Genomic DNA, 16,859 nt, shown 5'->3' on the forward strand with positions numbered 1-16,859 from the left:
TTAACGGTTTTCCAGGCTGGCGGCACGAGCGTAAGGCAGCGCGCTTTCAGTACCCTTCACGGCAGCTTCCTGTGCATGCTGGCGCAGGTAACCTGGCAGACGCTTATCGCCTTCACCGGCTTGACCTTGCAGTACACCATTGGCCATCGGGCCTGGTGCCTGTTCAGCGCTCTCGGTGTATCCAGCCAGTACGGCCGGACCTTTGACTTGCGGAACGGTCAGGTTGGCAGGCTGCTGCGACTGTTGGGCCAGTTGCGTACCAGTGATTTCGTCTTGGTTGTACAGGCGTACACCCGCCAGAACAGCAACGGTAACCGAAGCGGCAACGGCCAGACGACCCAGCGAGCGCCACGGACCGCGGGCTGCTTTGAGGGGGCTGACTTCATCGGCGATCGCGGCAGATACAGCTGCCGAAATATCCAGATGAGGCATCAGCAGTTCCTTGTGCATCGCTGCACGGGCAATCTGATAACGCGACCATGTGGCACGTGTATCTGCATCGTCAATGGCATTCAATACCCGACGCAATTCCAATTCGTCCGCTTCATTATCCATCACTGCGGACAGCGATTCCTGCAGGGCTTCACGACTCATGGCGGGTTCCTCTCTTGGGCTATCGCCGCTGTCTCAGGATTCCTGCAACAACGGCTGCAGGGCTTTATCGATGGCTTCCCGAGCGCGAAAGATGCGAGAGCGCACGGTACCAACAGGACATTGCATGACGCTCGCAATGTCTTCGTAACTCAGACCGTCGAATTCACGTAAAGTTAGTGCAGTACGCAAATCTTCCGGGAGAAGCTGGATGGTCCGATGGACAGTGCCCTCGATCTCATCCCTCAACAATGCACGCTCCGGCGACTCGATGTCCTTGAGGCCGTGATCGCCATCGTAGAACTCCGCGTCCTCAGACCTCACATCGCTATCTGGCGGCCGCCGACCGCGCGACACCAAATAGTTTTTCGCCGTGTTGATGGCGATGCGGTACAGCCACGTATAAAACGCGCTATCGCCGCGAAAATTTCCGAGTGCGCGGTAGGCCTTGATGAAAGCCTCCTGCGCAACATCCTGAGCCTCATGGGTGTCGTGCACGAATCGCACGATCAACCCTAGAATCTTGTGCTGATACTTCAGCACCAACAGATCAAATGCTCGCGTGTCCCCGCGCTGTACGCGCTCGACAAGCTGCTGATCCTCTTCCTGGGTTAGCATGAACACTCCTCATTGAGCTTAAAGGAGCGTTGCAACTGATATTGTTCAGGCTCGCAAACATAGACTCGGGCTTTTCGCAAAAGTTCTCCCCCTTCAAGCAAGTTTCCTGCAGGCAATCATGAACCCTGCAAGAAAAACGCAGCTCGACCGGGCCGGCTGCGTGAATAGTCTTGTCGCCAGATGCACAGTCGATGATCACTTATCTAACCCTGGGCATGCCGACGCTGTTCCTTTATAGGCAACCTGCTATTGAGTCTGGATCCCGGTGAAAAGTTCCATCAGCACAAGTGCAGGAGTGAATGCAAACTCCACGTTCTCTCTGAATCAATGAATGTATTTCAAGGATTGAAGCAGAGGAAACGGGGTGCATCACGTCGAGGACTGGAGCACAATCATCGCCCGCCGTGGTTTCACATTGCCATGAGGCGCGGCTATTGTGCCGATCCCCATATACTTATACTAGTGGCCGCCGAGGGCAGAATTCGCAGATGAGCCAACATTTTCAGCATGACGTACTGGTGATCGGCAGCGGAGCCGCAGGCTTGAGCCTTGCATTGACCCTTCCCATCCATCTGCGCATTGCGGTTCTAAGCAAGGGCGACCTGTCCAACGGCTCCACGTTCTGGGCTCAGGGCGGCGTCGCTGCGGTACTGGACGACACCGACACCGTCCAGTCGCACGTTGAAGATACGTTGAACGCTGGCGGCGGACTGTGCGATGAAGAAGCCGTGCGCTTCACGGTTGAACACAGCCGTGAAGCGATTCAGTGGCTGATCGACCAAGGCGTTCCTTTCACCCGTGGCGATCACGCGGACACGGAGGAAAGCGGCTTCCAGTTTCACCTGACCCGCGAAGGCGGCCACAGTCACCGTCGCATCATTCATGCGGCGGACGCCACTGGTGCGGCGATTTTCAAGACACTTTTCGACCAGGCCAGCAAGCGACCCAATATCGAATTGCTCGAACAGCGTGCTGCCATCGACCTGATCACCGAGCGCAGGCTGGGTATGGATGGCCAGCGCTGTCTGGGTGCCTACGTGCTTAATCGCAAGAGTGGCGAAGTCGATACCTATGGCGCGCGTTTCACGATCCTGGCGTCAGGCGGCGCCGCCAAAGTCTACCTCTACACCAGCAACCCGGATGGTGCGTGCGGCGATGGCATCGCGATGGCCTGGCGTTCCGGCTGTCGGGTGGCCAACCTGGAATTCAACCAATTCCACCCTACCTGCCTGTATCACCCGCAAGCCAAGAGCTTTCTGATCACCGAAGCCCTACGTGGCGAAGGGGCTTACCTCAAGCTGCCGAACGGTGAGCGGTTCATGCCACGTTTCGACGAACGGGCAGAACTGGCACCGCGTGACATCGTGGCACGCGCGATCGACCACGAAATGAAGCGCCTGGGTATCGACTGCGTCTACCTGGACATCAGCCACAAGCCGGAAGCCTTCATCAAGAGCCATTTTCCGACCGTTTACGAGCGCTGCCTCGAGTTCTCGATCGACATCACCCGACAGCCGATCCCGGTCGTGCCCGCAGCGCACTACACCTGCGGTGGCGTGATGGTGGACAGCCACGGCCATACCGATGTGCCCGGCCTGTACGCCATCGGCGAAACCAGTTTCACCGGCCTGCACGGCGCCAACCGCATGGCCAGCAATTCACTGCTTGAGTGCTTCGTTTACGCCCGCTCGGCTGCTGCGGACATCGAGAGCCAGCTGGCTGACGTGCAGATGCCGAGCAACCTTCCCGCGTGGGACGCGAGTCAGGTCACCGATTCGGACGAAGACGTGATCATCGCGCACAACTGGGATGAATTGCGGCGATTCATGTGGGACTACGTCGGCATCGTGCGCACCAACAAGCGCCTGCAACGGGCACAGCATCGAGTGCGGCTGCTACTGGATGAAATCGACGAGTTTTACAGTAACTACAAGGTCAGCCGCGACCTGATCGAATTGCGCAATCTGGCGCAGGTTGCAGAACTGATGATCCGCTCGGCGATGGCGCGCAAGGAGAGTCGCGGCCTGCATTACACGCTGGATTACCCGGACCTGCTTCCGGAAGCGCTGGACACTATTCTGATACCACCCACCTACGTCGGCTGAACTTGAGGCGCACGCGCAGACGCCGGTGAAGGTCCGGGGTCTGCGCGTCGAAGGGGATGCAGCAGCTTTTGATCGGCCCTTTCGCCCGACCACCGCTGACCAGACGAAAACGCAGGATCACGACCAGCGGCAAGGCCAGACTGTCCCGGCAGAGCTGAACCGGCTGCCAGCCGCCCCGCTCGCTCCACACCCGCCAGCCTTGCAGGTCACGCTGAAGCCCGGTAAATGCCGCCGGATGGCTGAGCAGGATTGATCTGGGTAGCGACCACAACCCGTGAGCGAGGCAAAGCGCGATGCCGATTGCCGACACCCACAACGGAACGTCCAGCCAGCACAGCGAAATCAACGCCAGTGCCTGTGCGATCAGGTACAACGTCAGCAGCAGACGAGACGCCTGCCAGCGACACTCGAAGCGATCACTTGGGCTGAACACGGTCCAGAATCATGCGCACCATACGCTGCAATTCAGGGTCTTCGGACTCGGCACGCTGCATGAACCAGCCGAACATGTCCTGATCCTCGCAACTGAGCAGCCGGCGATACAGATCGCGGTCCACGTCATTCAAATGCGGGTAGACCTCTCGAACAAACGGCACCAGCAGCACGTCCAGTTCGAGCATGCCGCGGCGGCTGTGCCAGTAAAGGCGGTTGAGTTCAACGTCTTCGACCATGGAGCGCTCCTCAAAGTAGGCGGCGAGTATACAGCCGTGAGGCGGCAGCGCGAATCGGGCAATGGTCGCAGCAGTTTTCATGTAGCCGTATTCAGATTCATGACTGGGCACTATGATGTGCCCCAGACTTTTTCCATTTGCGATGACCATGGCCCACTCAGCTTTCTTCTGCACGCTATCCCATGAGGGCATTCTTGCCGTTCGCGGCGTGGATGCCAGCAAATTTCTGCAGGGACAATTGACCTGCAACTTCAACTACCTGAGCGACGAGCGATCCAGCCTCGGTGCGCGCTGTACCCAGAAAGGCCGGATGCAATCCAGCTTTCGGGTGGTGTTCGAAGGCGACGGTTGCCTGTTGGCAATGGCGCGGGAACTGATCGAACCGCAACTGCTGGACCTGCGCAAATACGCGGTGTTCTCCAAGTCGAAGCTGACCGACGAAAGCGCCGCCTGGGTGCGTTTCGGCCTGCAGGATGGCGATGGCGCCCTGACCAGCCTGGGGCTGGACCTGGCGCAGGAAACCGACGCGGTGACCCGCGCCAATGACCTGATCGCAATTCGTGTATCGCCTTCGCGGGCCGAGCTGTGGGTGCGGGCCGAACAGGCCGACAACATCCGCTCGCGCCTGGCCTCGCATCTGGGCGAGGGTTCGCTCAATGACTGGCTGTTGGGTCAGATCCAGGCCGGTATCGGTCAGGTATTCATCGAAACCCGTGAAGAGTTCATCCCGCAGATGATCAACCTGCAGGCGGTGGGCGGGGTCAGCTTCAAGAAGGGCTGTTACACCGGCCAGGAAATCGTGGCGCGCATGCAGTACCTGGGCAAACTCAAGCGCAGGCTTTATCGGCTGTCCATGCAGGGCGAGACTGTCCCTACACCTGGCACCGCGCTGTTTTCTCCTGTGCATGCCAGTTCTGCAGGCAACGTTGTGATCGCCGCGCGGTCAGAGCAGGGTATCGAGTTGCTCGCCGTGCTTCAGGCCGATGCCGCGGAAAGCGGTGACGTGCACCTCGACTCTGCCGACGGCCCTTCCCTGCAACTCTGTGAGCTGCCCTACACTCTGGACAGCAAGCTCGAAACGCAGCGATAACGCGAGCGAACACTCCCGGGTTCTCATTGTCAGTACAGCGACCCGGCGTTCGGGCGCTTCCTGAGCGCCCGGAACACTCTGGACACCCCCTACGGCTGCGAGACGCAACATGAGCAAGATGGCTGACGAGGTGCAGAGAAACTTGATCAAGGCCATCGACAGAGATGCCTTGTTTCTCCCGACCCTGCCAGAAGTAGCACTGAAGATCCGCCTTGCCGCTGAAGACACCGAGATCAGTATCGCAGCACTGAGCAAGGTTATCGGCAGCGACACTGCCCTGTCCGCGCGACTCATCAAAGTGGCGAACAGTCCGTTGCTGCGCCCCAATTTCGAGGTCAGCGACGTCAACACCGCCATTCGCCGCCTGGGCGTGAATTACACCTGCAACCTGGCCATCGGCCTGGTGGTCGAGCAAATGTTCCACGCCAAGTCGGAAGTCATCGAACAGAAGATGCGGGAAATCTGGAAGCAGAGCCTGCAGGTCGCCGGCATCAGTTACACCCTGTGCCAGCGCTACACCAATCTCAAGCCGGATCAGGCCACGCTTGCCGGACTGATCCACCTGATCGGGATTCTGCCGATCCTGACCTATGCCGAAGACCACTTCGACCTGCTGGCCGACCCGGTCAGCCTCAATCATGTGATCGACAACATTCATCCAGTCATCGGTGAACGTCTGCTGCGCTCATGGGATTTTCCGGAGCCACTGGCTTCGGTGCCTGGCAAATTCCAGGACTTCACCCGCGTCTCGAAAAGCCCCGACTACATCGATCTGGTGCAGATTGCGACCGTTCATGTTCACAAGAACAGCGATCATCCTTTCAGCCAGATCGAGATCGTCGATCTGCCAGCCTACAGCCAACTCAGGCTGAGCAGAGCCGACGGGCTGCTGAGTGCCGAGATGGATGACGCCATGGACATGCTTTACTGAGCCTGTGCCACACCGAAACTGACCCTGACCTTCAAACCGCGCTCGGCACCGTCATGCAACGAGATACGGGCAAGGTGCGCGCGACAGATTTCCCCGACGATGGCCAGTCCCAGCCCCGCTCCGCTGCCCTGCTGGCTGCGTCGATAGAAGCGCTCGAAGACCCGCTCGCGCTCTTCCTGCGGAATACCGGGACCGTCATCCTCGACTTCCAGAATGCCCGGCGCATAAACCCTCAACACTACATTGCCACTTGGAGGTGTATGGGCCAGTGCGTTATCAATCAGGTTACTGAGCAACTCGTTGAGCAGTGTCGGCTCGCCCTTAAGCCAGACCGGCTCATCAGCCTCCAGCGCCAGCGCGACGCCGCGTGAATGCGCCAGCGGCGCCATGGCCATGCCAAGCTCGCGGGCCAACTGACTGAGGTCCAGCTGCTGCGCGCCACCTTCGGCAATCGCACGGGCACCGTTTTCAATGCGCGCCAACGACAACAGCTGGTTGGCCAGATGAGTCAGTCGATCGGTGCCGAGCGCGGCCGACTCCAGCGTCGCCCGCCACTGTTGCGGATCACGTTCGCGCAGGCCCAGTTCCACGCGCGCCTTGAGAGCCGCCAGTGGCGTGCGCAGCTCGTGAGCGGCATCGGCGATGAACTGCGCCTGCCGTTCGAATTGCAAACGCAAGCGCTCAGTGAAGTGGTTCAGGGCGCCGACCAACGGTCGCAGCTCGTGTTGCACCTCAACCATGGGCAGCGCGCGCAGGTCGTCCGGCTCACGCTCTTCGACAGCAGTGCGCAACCGTTCCAGCGGACGCAATGCGGCACTGACGGTAAACCAGACCAGCAACAGCGCGCCGCCGCCGAGCATCCCCAGCCGCAGCAAAGTATCGGCCATCAGGCTGCGCGCCATGCCCTTGCGTGCTTCCTGGGTCTCGGCGACACGGATTTCAGCGGTGCCGTTCATGCCCGGATCGGTGACCGGCTTGAGCAGGCTGACGACCCGCACGTCCTGCCCCTGATAGACCCCGTTATAAAATTTGGCCAGCGCTGGATAGTCGTCCGTGCGCAAGGTGCCCGCCGGTGGCGATGGCAGGTTTTCGTAGCCGGAAATCAGCTTCTGATTGATGTCGTTGACCTGATAGTAGATCCGGCCCTCGCTGTCGTAAGCGAACGTATCCAGCGCCACATAGGGAATGTCCGCACTCAATGTGCCGTCACGCTGGGTCAGTCCAGCGGCAATGGTCCGGGCCGAAGCCAACAGCGTGCGGTCATACGCCGTGTCGGCCACCTCGCGGCCATTCCAGTAGGCGCTCATGCCGCTGGCCAGCATCAAGACCACCAGCAGCAATGCGAGATTCCACAGCAGTCGCCAGCGCAGGCTGTCGTTAATCATCGCGACTTTCCAGCAGATACCCCAAGCCACGGAAGGTCACGATCGCCACCGAATGGCCGTCGAGTTTCTTGCGCAGGCGATGCACGTAGATTTCGATGGCGTCGGGGCTGGCCTCTTCATCGAGCCCAAATACCTGCGCCGCCAGTTGCTCCTTGCTCATCACCCGACCGGGCCTGGCGATCAGGGCTTCGAGCACGGCTTGCTCACGAGATGTCAGGGTCAGCAATTCGTCGCCGAGCGTGAAACGGCGAGTGTCCAGGTCGTAAGCCAGCGCACCGCAGCGCTGCTGACGCTCGCCGCCCAGCACACTGCGGCGCAGCAACGCCTTGACCCGCGCTTCCAGCTCCGACAACTCGAATGGCTTGGCCAGGTAGTCATCAGCGCCCAGATTGAGACCATGGACCCTATCCTTGACGTCACTGCGTGCTGTCAGCATGAGCACTGGCAGGTTTTTGCTGCGAGCGCGCAATCGCGCCAGCACTTCGAAGCCGTCCATGCGCGGCAAACCTACGTCGAGGATCGCGACGGCGTATTCCTCGCTGGTCAGCGCCAGGTCGGCAGCAACGCCGTCATGCAGGACGTCGACGGTCAAACCCGCGCTCTTGAGCGCCTGCGCGACACTTTCAGCCAGTTGCAGATGATCTTCCACAAGAAGAACACGCATCGCCGTCTCCTGTTTGTCGGTGTTGTTATTGAGGCTCGTGGAAGCGGAGTTTACAGGCGCGCCGCACGCTGTGAAGCACTGAAACAACTCGCGGCATCGCACAATGCATTGAAAGGTAGGTGAAAGGTTTGTCATTTAGCATCGCCGTACGACCCGCCAAAGGGTAAGTGAACAAGGCGCCCGGATGCGTCTGAACAATAAAAACAATAAAACGGTAAATGGAGTCACATCATGTCAATGCCTTCCCCGGCTCGACAGTGCGTCTATCGCATTCAATTCCCGACCGCTTCCGGTCCGTACTTCCCATGCTCACCACCTCGTGACATCACACTAAGCGTCGATGCACTCGCTGCACGTTTCCAGCACTTCCATGCAGTGGTCTGCAGGCACACTCCTGCCTGTTTCCCGTTTTTGTTACGGGATGTATCCGGCAATCGAACGAACTGAACAGCTTTCCACATCCAAAAACAAAAACATCTCAGGAGACTGAACATGAAACTTTCCTTGCGTCAGATAGCAATGACTGCCGGCTGCATGCTGGTGGCCACGCAGTTGCTCGCCGAGCCCAAACGCCCTGAATGCATCGCGCCAGCCTCGCCAGGTGGCGGTTTCGACCTGACCTGCAAACTGGTCCAGAGCGCGCTGATCAACGAGAAAATCCTCACAAGCCCAATGCGGGTGACTTACATGCCGGGTGGTGTCGGTGCAGTGGCTTACAACGCGGTGGTGGCGCAACGTCCGGCCGATGCCGGCACCCTCGTCGCCTGGTCCAGCGGCTCGTTGCTCAATCTGGCGCAGGGCAAGTTCGGTCGCTTCGATGAAAACGCCGTGCGCTGGCTGGCCGCGGTCGGCACCAGCTATGGCGCGATCGCGGTCAAGAGCGACTCGCCTTACAAAAATCTCGATGATCTGGTCAAGGCCCTCAAGGCCGATCCGAGCAAAGTGGTGATCGGCTCGGGTGGCACCGTCGGCAGTCAGGACTGGATGCAGACCGCACTGATCGCCAAGGCCGCCGGGATCAATCCACGCGTGCTGCGCTACGTGGCGCTGGAGGGTGGCGGTGAAATCGCCACGGCACTGCTCGGCGGGCATATTCAGGTCGGCAGCACCGACATTTCCGACTCCATGCCGCACATCCTGAGCGGTGACATGCGCCTGTTGGCGGTGTTCGCCGAACAACGCATCGACGAACCGGAAATGAAAGACATCCCCACCGCCAGAGAGCAGGGCTACGACATCGTCTGGCCGGTAGTGCGTGGCTTCTACCTCGGGCCGAAGGTCAGCGATGAAGACTATAACTGGTGGAAAGCCTCGTTCGACAAAATGCTCGCCTCGCAAGAGTTCGCCAAGCTGCGTGACCAGCGCGAGCTGTTCCCGTTCGCCATGACCGGCGTCGAACTGGACACCTACGTCAAGAAACAGGTGGCCGACTACAAAGTGCTGGCCAAGGAATTCGGCCTGATTCAGTGATTGCAGCCAATTGACTGACATTCGGTTGCGCCTGCCGGACAGGCGCGACTCAGGAGCTTCCCATGGTCATACAACGCATTTTTGCCGGCGTTCTGCTGTTGGCCTGCATCGGCCTGGCCCTTATGGCCTGGCCCTATCAGGCGCCTTTTTCGTACGAACCGGTGGGCCCTCGAGCCTTTCCGTTGTTGATGCTCGGTCTGATGGGCGTCGCCCTGTTGTACCTGCTGTTTCGCCCGACCCCGATCGTGCACAGCGAAGACGAGCCTGAGCTGGACCGCGAAACACTGGTCAAGATCGCCATCTGCATTGGCCTGCTGCTGGTGTTCGCCGGCCTGTTCGAACCGCTGGGTTTCATTCTCAGCAGCATCCTGATCGGCATTCCCATGGCACGCCTGTATGGCGGGCGCTGGGTGCCCAGTGTGGTGGTGGTGATTCTGATGAGCGTCGGCCTTTACCTGCTGTTCGATAAAGCCATGGACGTTCCCTTGCCTTTGGGCCTGCTCAGCGTTCTGGAGAATTAAACGTGGATACTTTCAGCTACCTGGGTCAAGGCTTCGGCGTGGCCTTGACGCCCTACAACCTCATCACCGCTCTGTCCGGCACCTTGATAGGCACCGTGGTCGGCCTGTTGCCGGGCCTGGGGCCGATCAACGGCGTGGCGCTGTTGATTCCCATCGCGTTTGCCCTGGGCCTTCCGCCTGAATCGGCGCTGATCCTGCTGGCCGCGGTCTATCTGGGGTGCGAGTACGGCGGGCGCATCAGCTCGATCCTGCTGAACATTCCGGGAGAGGCGTCCACGGTCATGACCACGCTGGACGGCTACCCGATGGCGCGTCAGGGCCTGGCCGGTGTCGCGCTGTCGTTGTCGGCATGGAGTTCGTTCATCGGTGCATTCATTGCTACCTGCGGGATGGTGCTGTTCGCGCCGTTGTTGGCCAAATGGGCGATTGCCTTCGGACCGGCGGAATACTTCGTGCTGATGGTCTTCGCCATCGTCTGCCTGGGCGGCATGGCCGGCGACAAGCCGCTCAAGACGTTCATCGCAGCGCTGATCGGACTGTTTCTGTCGGCGGTCGGCATCGATGCCAACAGCGGCGTGTATCGCTTCACCGGTGACAACATCCACCTGGCCGACGGTATCCAGTTCGTCGTACTGGTGCTGGGGCTGTTTTCCATCAGCGAAATCCTTCTGCTGCTGGAGAAAACCCACCGTGGTCAGGAAGCGGTGAAAGCCACCGGGCGCATGATGTTCAACCTCAAGGAAGCGGCAGCGGTGTTCGTGGTGAACATTCGCTGCGGACTGATGGGGTTCATTCTCGGCGTGCTGCCGGGTGCGGGCGCGACGCTGGCCAGCGCCGTGGCTTACATGACGGAAAAACGCATCGCCGGGCCTGAGGGCAAATTCGGCCAGGGTGACATGCGCGGTCTGGCCGCACCGGAAACCGCCATCGGGGCCACGGCCTGTGGCGCGCTGGTGCCGATGCTGACGCTGGGGGTTCCGGGTTCCGGCACCACGGCGGTGATGATCGGCGCCCTGTCGCTGTACAACATTACGCCCGGTCCGATGCTGTTTCAGCAGCAACCGGACATTGTCTGGGGCCTGATCGCCTCGCTGTTCATCGCCAACATCATGCTGGTGATCCTGAACATCCCGATGATCCGCATCTTTACCCGCATCCTCGCCGTGCCGAACTGGGCGCTGGTGCCGGTCATCGCGATCATCACCGGGATCGGCGTCTATGCCGTGCACGCCACCACCTTCGATCTGTTTCTGATGGTCGGTATCGGCATCTTCGGGTACATCCTGCGCAAGCTGGACTTCCCGCTGTCGCCCATTCTGCTGGGGTTCATCCTCGGTGGGCTGATGGAGCAGAACCTGCGGCGCGCCCTGTCGATCTCCAATGGTGAACTGGGCATTCTCTGGGCCAGTCCGATTACCCTCGGTGTGTGGGTGCTGACCGTGTTCATGCTGCTGTTCCCGCTGATCCGTATCTGGCGCAAACGTGCCAGACAGCGAGTTGCCATGACCGATGTCTGATTCGTCCTTGCGCAACTGGTGGCCGACGCCTCTGGTCGGCCTGCTGGGTGGTTACCTCGCCAGTCTGGTCGGCTGGCCGTTGCCCTGGATGGTCGGCTCGCTGCTGGCGATCATCCTCGTGCGCTGCCTGACTGCATGGCAGATCACCCAGATACCCGGTGGCCGCAAATGCGGCCAGTTGGTCATCGGGATCGGCATCGGCCTGCATTTCACACCCGTGGTGATCGAGCAGGTGCTGGCGCATTTCGGACTGATTTTCTTCGGTGCACTGGTCACCAGCCTGTCGTGTCTGGTCGGCGTGTGGCTGATGCTGCGCACCGGGGAGGATCGTCCGACCGCGTTCTTTTCCAGCATGCCGGGCGGATCCGGCGAGATGGTCAACCTCGGCGCACGCAACGGAGCGACCCTGAGCAGCGTGGCGGCGGCGCAGAGTCTGCGGGTGCTGGCGGTAGTGTTATGCGTTCCGGCGATTTTCAAATACCTGCTCGGCGATGGCGCCCCGGCAGTGCACGTCACCAGCGTCGATTGGCGCTGGCTGGCGTTTCTGCTGCCCTGCGGCGCATTGCTGGCCTGGGGATGGCAACGTCTCAAGCAACCCAATCCGTGGCTGTTCGGACCGCTGTTGCTCAGCGCCGTGGTCAGCGTGGTCTGGGACCTGAAAATCGGTTTGCCCAACGGCGCCAGCCAGTTGGGTCAGCTGTTGATCGGCAGCGGACTGGGCTGTCATTTCAATCGGGAATTCTTCCGGCGTGCGCCGTCGTTTCTGGCGCGAACGCTGCTGGGCACCGCGCTGACCATGATGATCGCAGCCCTGGCCGCCGTGGGGCTCAGCGCCCTCACCCACCTGGACTTGCGCTCACTGACACTGGGCATGATGCCCGGCGGTATCGCCGAGATGAGCCTGACCGCAGAGGTGTTGCAACTGTCGGTGCCGCTGGTCACCGCGATGCAGGTCATGCGCTTGCTGTTCGTGCTGTTCCTGGCCGAGCCGCTGTTCCGACGCTGGAACAGGCGACTCGAGAACTGACGCTTCAGAGCGTCGGCAAACGCCAGTCGATCGGCTGGAGGCCATTCTGTTCGAGGTACTTGTTGGCCCGTCCGAAATGCCCGTTGCCGATGAACCCCTTGTAAGCCGACAGCGGCGATGGATGGACTGAGGTCAGCACCAGATGCTTGGTCGCGTCGACCAGCTTCTGTTTGCTCTGTGCGTGCGCGCCCCATAACAGAAACACCAGGTGCGGTTGATGCTCGCTGACCACCTGAATGATCCGGTCGGTGAAATGCTGCCAGCCCTTGCCCGCATGGGACGCCGCATTGGCCCGCTCGACAGTAAGGGTGGTATTAAGCAGCAGAACACCCTGATCCGCCCAGGATTGCAGGCAGCCGTGGTTGGGGATGTCGATGTTCAGGTCGCGTTTCAGTTCTTTGTAGATGTTGACCAGTGACGGTGGCGTCTGCACGCCAGGCTGTACGGAGAAGCACAAGCCGTGGGCCTGACGGGGGCCGTGATAGGGATCCTGACCGAGAATCACCACTTTCACGTTATCCAGCGGCGTGGAGTTGAGCGCGTTGAAGATCAGCGGACCTGGCGGATAAATTTCCTTGCCTGCGGCATGCTCCTGACGCAGGAACTCACGCAGCTGGTGCATATAGGGCTTGTCGAACTCGTCGCGCAGCGCTTCTTTCCAGCTGGGTTCAAGCTTGATGCGGTCGTCGCTAGTCATGGTCACATCCGGTAAAAATCTTGCGCGGACACTAGGAAAGCTCGTCACCAAAGTCAAATACACCGCGTCGATATGAGCTTTTTCCTACACTCAACCGCAGATTTGCCTTGCAACTAAGTGGTACAGCGTAAAGACCAACGTTAACTGCCGTGCACGTCAGAGAGGTTACGATGAATCTGCAATTCGAAGAACTTCACGCTCAAGGCACCTCGCGCATCGGGATTGCCACGCTGGACGCCGAGAAGTCGCTCAACGCCTTGTCGCTGCCGATGATTCTGGCGCTTCAGGATCAGCTGGACGCGTGGGCAGGTGATCCGCGGATCGTGTGCGTGTTGCTGCGCGGCAATGGCGCGAAGGCGTTCTGTGCCGGCGGCGATGTACGCACGCTGGCGGAAACCTGCCTGAACGAGCCGGGGACCGTGCCCCCCTTGGCGGCGCATTTCTTCGGCGCTGAATATCGGCTCGATTACAGTTTGCACACCTACCCCAAACCGTTGATCTGCTGGGCGCATGGCTACGTGCTGGGTGGCGGCATGGGCCTGCTGCAGGGTGCCAATATCCGCATCGTCACCCAAAGCAGCCGCCTGGCAATGCCTGAGATCAGCATCGGCCTGTACCCCGATGTCGGCGCCAGTTGGTTCCTGTCACGTCTGCCGGGGAAACTGGGTCTGTTTCTCGGTCTGACCGCCTCGCACGTCAACGGGCGCGACGCGCTGGATCTGGACCTTGCCGACCGTTGCTTGCTCGACGACCAGCAAGCGGACCTGATCGACGGTCTGGTGCAGCTCAACTGGCAGGAACAGGTTGGCGTACAACTCAACAGCCTGCTCAAGGCGCTGCAGCACGAAGCGCACGTTGAACTGCCCGAGGCCCAATGGCTGCCGCGCAGGGAGAGGATCGACAGCTTGCTGGACGTGGGCAATCTGGTCTGTGCCTGGCAGGCAATCAGTCACTTGCAGCATCAGGACGACGCATTACTGGCCAAAGGTGCCAGGAATCTGGTCGAAGGCTGTCCTGTCACCGCGCACCTGGTCTGGGAACAGATCGGCCGCGCCCGCCACCTGTCATTGGCTCAGGTGTTCCAGATGGAATACGCCATGAGCCTCAATTGCTGCCGTCATCCGGAGTTCAGCGAGGGCGTACGCGCAAGACTGATAGACAAGGACCATAAGCCGCACTGGCACTGGCCGGACGTCAGTAAAGTCCCTCTTGCGGTGATCGAGGCACATTTTGAAAAGGTCTGGGAAGGCCGCCATCCGTTGGCGGACCTGTCGGAATACTGATCTGGAAGGTCGGCCCTGTTTGCGAACCAGTTCGGCCGTTGCGCCTCGAAACGGCTTGCAGACTTTTTCGCGGACAAGTTGGCTCCCACGAGGCAAGCTGCCCCCCAAAAGTCAGATGAATGTCCAACTGTTGGGCGGCAGATCACTCTTCCATGACGCTGATTTTTTTAACGTGGGAGCCAACTTGTCCGCGAAATCGATCGAGTCGCAATACCACCTAGCGATGGCCTCCACGCCCGCCTCGGCCGTCACCTCTTCCGTGATCACGCCCGCCTCGGCCGCCGTGATCGTCCCAACCGCGATTGCCACGGTAGTCGCCGCGGTAATTTCCACGATAGCCATCATTGCCACGCAAACCATCGTTGCGCCAGCCATAGCCCGGCTGGCGGCCGGGTACGTAGTAGCGCGGCTGTGGCGGCGGCGCGTAATAACGCAGTGCCGGGGCGTAATAGCGTTGTTGGTAGTAGCGCGGTTGAGGCGCCACGTAGATGCGTCGTTCCTGATAATAGGTGGAACGATAGCCATTGTCATAAGCGTATCCGCCAGCGACGACCGTCGTCGGTTGCGTGTACACATCGGATTCGTAGTAACCAGGGCCTGCGTAGCAACCAGCAAGGAAAAGGGTCAGCAAAACGATAAGCAAGGGTCTTCGATACATGGCGGCCTCCCGGACCGCGATTGGGCACGAACCAGCGACGCTGGTCGGCGTCTGCCAAGTGGCTGGCGGACGAAGAATCAGACACTCAAAAGGCTGTCTAGTGCGGCCGTCCCCGCCCCGCCGATCAACGGCGACACGCGCAAAAATGCCCGAAAAGCCCCTGAAATCAAGGTGTTCAGCCCTGTATCCGCTTATTACAAAGGTGCTACAAAACATTTCAACCTGACGCCTCATCGCGGTGCGGACGCGCACCAGCACAAGGCATGTTGCGGGGTTCGGTCGTTCGATAAAACGGAAGCGCCCCTTGAAAAACGGGGCTATGGGTGAGTTGGCACAACTCTCGCTTAGCAGCCTGTGTGCAGGAGTCAACACACGGTTCGCGGCACCACAATTTGCAATAGCTGACTAGGGTTCCGGCTTGCCAGACGGCAAGTGGCTGGTCCGAGAGTTGGCGACCTCCAGTAGAGGTTACACGGCGGGACAAAAGCCCGGGAGACAGGACACCAGTGGTGTCACGTTGCTCCTGGCCGCCCTTTTCACTACTGGAGATCTCTCGATGCTCAAGTCAACGTCACGTCTCTCAGGCCTGCTCTGCGCCGGTCTTCTCGCTGCATTGAGCTTTTCGGCGAACGCCGCCCAGAAAGATCACTTCAACGTTTGCTGGACGATCTATGCCGGCTGGATGCCGTGGGAATACGCGGGCACCCAGGGCATCGTCGACAAATGGGCGAAGAAGTACAACATCAAGATCGATGTTACCCAGCTCAATGACTATGTCGAGTCGATCAACCAGTACACCGCAGGCCAGTTCGATGGCTGCACCATGACCAACATGGATGCGCTGACCATTCCCGCCGCCGGTGGCGTGGAAAGCACCGCGCTGATCGTCAGCGATTTCTCCAACGGCAACGACGGTGTCGTACTCAAGGGCGAAGGCAAGAAGATTGCCGACCTCAAGGGCATGGAGGTCAATCTGGTCGAACTGTCGGTCTCCCATTACCTGCTGGCCCGCGCGCTGGACAGCGCCAGGCTCAGTGAAAAGGACCTGAAGGTGGTCAACACCTCGGACGCCGACATCTCCGCCGCCTTCAATACCGAAGACGTCACTGCCGTCACCACCTGGAATCCGATGCTCTCTGAGATCAAGGCCAAGCCAGGTGTGACCGAGGTCTTCAACTCCAGCCAGATCCCCGGCGAAATCATGGACATGATGGTGGTCAACACCCAGACCCTGAAAGACAACCCGGCACTGGGCAAGGCATTGACCGGCGCGTGGTTTGAAGTGGTTGCGCTGATGAACGCCAAAAACGCTCAGAGCAAGGCGGCTCTGGAACACATGGCCAAGGCGTCGGGCACCGATCTGGCCGGTTTCCAGTCGCAACTGGACACCACCAAACTGTTCGCCACCCCGAAGGAAGCGCTTGAGTTCGCCACCAGCAAGCAGTTGCCGGAAACCATGGGCAAGGTCGCCAGCTTTTCGTTCGCGCACGGCTTGCTCGGCGAAGGCGCGAAAGACGCCACGGCCGTGGGCATGACCTTCGCCAACGGTGTGACCACCGGCGACAAGGGCAATCTCAGGCTGCATTTTGACCCCAGCTACGTGCAGATGGCCGCCGACGGCAAGCTGTAAC

17 protein-coding genes and 1 riboswitch are annotated in these 16,859 nt (G+C 60.0%); of the genes, 9 read left to right on the plus strand and 8 right to left on the minus strand.

Annotated features, from left to right (window positions below; translation table 11 throughout):
• Nucleotides 1-594 carry an anti sigma-E factor RseA C-terminal domain-containing protein gene (locus tag BZK31_RS21850; protein ID WP_083185369.1) on the minus strand — a complete coding sequence of 198 codons (594 nt, stop codon included), beginning with the start codon at nt 592-594 and terminating at the stop codon, nt 1-3.
• A gap of 33 nt (nt 595-627) precedes the next feature.
• Complete coding sequence (rpoE, locus tag BZK31_RS21855; protein WP_002554912.1) at nt 628-1,209, minus strand: RNA polymerase sigma factor RpoE/AlgU; 582 nt, start codon at nt 1,207-1,209, stop codon at nt 628-630.
• Between the two features lie 488 nt (nt 1,210-1,697).
• Here rpoE and nadB point away from each other — a divergent pair, with 488 nt between their 5' ends.
• Nucleotides 1,698-3,314 (plus strand): L-aspartate oxidase, encoded by a 1,617-nt coding sequence (gene nadB, locus BZK31_RS21860; protein ID WP_083185371.1) that lies wholly within the window; start codon nt 1,698-1,700, stop codon nt 3,312-3,314.
• Here the strand turns inward: nadB and BZK31_RS21865 are convergent.
• Together BZK31_RS21865 and BZK31_RS21870 are read right to left on the minus strand one after the other, a co-directional pair.
• On the minus strand, nt 3,283-3,747 hold the full coding sequence (locus BZK31_RS21865) for a protein YgfX (RefSeq protein ID WP_083185372.1): 465 nt from the start codon (nt 3,745-3,747) through the stop codon (nt 3,283-3,285). The genes nadB and BZK31_RS21865 overlap by 32 nt on opposite strands.
• Nucleotides 3,731-3,985 carry an FAD assembly factor SdhE gene (locus BZK31_RS21870; protein WP_083185416.1) on the minus strand — a complete coding sequence of 85 codons (255 nt, stop codon included), beginning with the start codon at nt 3,983-3,985 and terminating at the stop codon, nt 3,731-3,733. The genes BZK31_RS21865 and BZK31_RS21870 overlap by 17 nt, the downstream gene beginning before the upstream one ends.
• 148 nt (nt 3,986-4,133) lie before the next feature.
• On the opposite strand from BZK31_RS21870, the gene ygfZ reads away from it, so the two are divergent.
• Together ygfZ and BZK31_RS21880 are read left to right on the plus strand one after the other, a co-directional pair.
• Nucleotides 4,134-5,075, plus strand: coding sequence for a CAF17-like 4Fe-4S cluster assembly/insertion protein YgfZ (gene ygfZ / locus BZK31_RS21875; RefSeq protein ID WP_167378078.1), 942 nt, complete (start codon nt 4,134-4,136; stop codon nt 5,073-5,075).
• Nucleotides 5,076-5,184: 109 nt separating this feature from the next.
• Nucleotides 5,185-6,006 carry an HDOD domain-containing protein gene (locus tag BZK31_RS21880; RefSeq protein WP_083185374.1) on the plus strand — a complete coding sequence of 274 codons (822 nt, stop codon included), beginning with the start codon at nt 5,185-5,187 and terminating at the stop codon, nt 6,004-6,006.
• On the opposite strand, the gene BZK31_RS21885 is transcribed toward BZK31_RS21880, so the two are convergent.
• Both BZK31_RS21885 and BZK31_RS21890 read right to left on the minus strand, forming a co-directional pair.
• Complete coding sequence (locus BZK31_RS21885; protein ID WP_083185376.1) at nt 6,000-7,391, minus strand: sensor histidine kinase; 1,392 nt, start codon at nt 7,389-7,391, stop codon at nt 6,000-6,002. The genes BZK31_RS21880 and BZK31_RS21885 overlap by 7 nt on opposite strands.
• A complete protein-coding gene (locus tag BZK31_RS21890) occupies nt 7,384-8,055 on the minus strand; it encodes a response regulator (RefSeq protein ID WP_083185378.1) in 672 nt (223 codons plus the stop codon). Before BZK31_RS21890 ends, BZK31_RS21885 begins: the two co-directional genes overlap by 8 nt.
• A 486-nt stretch (nt 8,056-8,541) precedes the next feature.
• Here BZK31_RS21890 and BZK31_RS21895 point away from each other — a divergent pair, with 486 nt between their 5' ends.
• From BZK31_RS21895 to BZK31_RS21910, 4 genes are all read left to right on the plus strand, one after another.
• Entirely contained in the window at nt 8,542-9,525 is a 984-nt protein-coding gene (locus BZK31_RS21895) for a Bug family tripartite tricarboxylate transporter substrate binding protein (protein ID WP_208617221.1), read from the plus strand.
• A gap of 62 nt (nt 9,526-9,587) precedes the next feature.
• The gene (locus tag BZK31_RS21900) at nt 9,588-10,046 is read left to right on the plus strand and encodes a tripartite tricarboxylate transporter TctB family protein (protein WP_083185382.1); all 459 of its coding nucleotides are present in this window, start codon (nt 9,588-9,590) and stop codon (nt 10,044-10,046) included.
• Between the two features lie 2 nt (nt 10,047-10,048).
• Nucleotides 10,049-11,563, plus strand: a complete 1,515-nt coding sequence (locus tag BZK31_RS21905; RefSeq protein WP_083185384.1) for a tripartite tricarboxylate transporter permease — start codon at nt 10,049-10,051, stop codon at nt 11,561-11,563.
• The gene (locus BZK31_RS21910) at nt 11,556-12,590 is read left to right on the plus strand and encodes an AbrB family transcriptional regulator (RefSeq protein WP_083185386.1); all 1,035 of its coding nucleotides are present in this window, start codon (nt 11,556-11,558) and stop codon (nt 12,588-12,590) included. Before BZK31_RS21905 ends, BZK31_RS21910 begins: the two co-directional genes overlap by 8 nt.
• A 4-nt stretch (nt 12,591-12,594) precedes the next feature.
• Here BZK31_RS21910 and ung read toward each other — a convergent pair whose 3' ends face one another.
• Nucleotides 12,595-13,287 carry a uracil-DNA glycosylase gene (ung, locus tag BZK31_RS21915; RefSeq protein ID WP_083185388.1) on the minus strand — a complete coding sequence of 231 codons (693 nt, stop codon included), beginning with the start codon at nt 13,285-13,287 and terminating at the stop codon, nt 12,595-12,597.
• Between the two features lie 170 nt (nt 13,288-13,457).
• On the opposite strand from ung, the gene BZK31_RS21920 reads away from it, so the two are divergent.
• Entirely contained in the window at nt 13,458-14,570 is a 1,113-nt protein-coding gene (locus BZK31_RS21920; protein WP_083185390.1) for an enoyl-CoA hydratase/isomerase family protein, read from the plus strand.
• A 217-nt stretch (nt 14,571-14,787) separates the two neighbouring features.
• Here the strand turns inward: BZK31_RS21920 and BZK31_RS21925 are convergent, their stop codons facing one another.
• Entirely contained in the window at nt 14,788-15,144 is a 357-nt protein-coding gene (locus BZK31_RS21925; RefSeq protein WP_167378079.1) for a hypothetical protein, read from the minus strand.
• A 478-nt stretch (nt 15,145-15,622) separates the two neighbouring features.
• Nucleotides 15,623-15,725, plus strand: a riboswitch (guanidine-I (ykkC/yxkD leader).
• 59 nt (nt 15,726-15,784) lie between these two features.
• On the opposite strand from BZK31_RS21925, the gene BZK31_RS21935 reads away from it, so the two are divergent.
• Nucleotides 15,785-16,858, plus strand: a complete 1,074-nt coding sequence (locus BZK31_RS21935) for a putative urea ABC transporter substrate-binding protein (protein ID WP_083185394.1) — start codon at nt 15,785-15,787, stop codon at nt 16,856-16,858.
• The last annotated feature ends 1 nt before the right edge of the window (nt 16,859 follow it).

The sequence above is a fragment of the Pseudomonas floridensis genome (genome assembly GCF_002087235.1).
GTDB classification, from domain to species: Bacteria; Pseudomonadota; Gammaproteobacteria; order Pseudomonadales; family Pseudomonadaceae; genus Aquipseudomonas; species Aquipseudomonas floridensis.

What these genes read in the sequence shown, in the direction of transcription:
- BZK31_RS21850 (WP_083185369.1), bottom strand. Translation starts at nt 594, where the DNA reads ATGAGTCGTGAAGCCCTGCAGGAATCGCTGTCCGCAGTGATGGATAAT.
- rpoE (WP_002554912.1), bottom strand. Translation starts at nt 1,209, where the DNA reads ATGCTAACCCAGGAAGAGGATCAGCAGCTTGTCGAGCGCGTACAGCGC.
- nadB (WP_083185371.1), top strand. Translation starts at nt 1,698, where the DNA reads ATGAGCCAACATTTTCAGCATGACGTACTGGTGATCGGCAGCGGAGCC.
- BZK31_RS21870 (WP_083185416.1), bottom strand. Translation starts at nt 3,985, where the DNA reads ATGGTCGAAGACGTTGAACTCAACCGCCTTTACTGGCACAGCCGCCGC.
- ygfZ (WP_167378078.1), top strand. Translation starts at nt 4,134, where the DNA reads ATGGCCCACTCAGCTTTCTTCTGCACGCTATCCCATGAGGGCATTCTT.
- BZK31_RS21880 (WP_083185374.1), top strand. Translation starts at nt 5,185, where the DNA reads ATGAGCAAGATGGCTGACGAGGTGCAGAGAAACTTGATCAAGGCCATC.
- BZK31_RS21885 (WP_083185376.1), bottom strand. Translation starts at nt 7,391, where the DNA reads ATGATTAACGACAGCCTGCGCTGGCGACTGCTGTGGAATCTCGCATTG.
- BZK31_RS21890 (WP_083185378.1), bottom strand. Translation starts at nt 8,055, where the DNA reads ATGCGTGTTCTTCTTGTGGAAGATCATCTGCAACTGGCTGAAAGTGTC.
- BZK31_RS21900 (WP_083185382.1), top strand. Translation starts at nt 9,588, where the DNA reads ATGGTCATACAACGCATTTTTGCCGGCGTTCTGCTGTTGGCCTGCATC.
- BZK31_RS21910 (WP_083185386.1), top strand. Translation starts at nt 11,556, where the DNA reads ATGTCTGATTCGTCCTTGCGCAACTGGTGGCCGACGCCTCTGGTCGGC.
- ung (WP_083185388.1), bottom strand. Translation starts at nt 13,287, where the DNA reads ATGACTAGCGACGACCGCATCAAGCTTGAACCCAGCTGGAAAGAAGCG.
- BZK31_RS21920 (WP_083185390.1), top strand. Translation starts at nt 13,458, where the DNA reads ATGAATCTGCAATTCGAAGAACTTCACGCTCAAGGCACCTCGCGCATC.
- BZK31_RS21935 (WP_083185394.1), top strand. Translation starts at nt 15,785, where the DNA reads ATGCTCAAGTCAACGTCACGTCTCTCAGGCCTGCTCTGCGCCGGTCTT.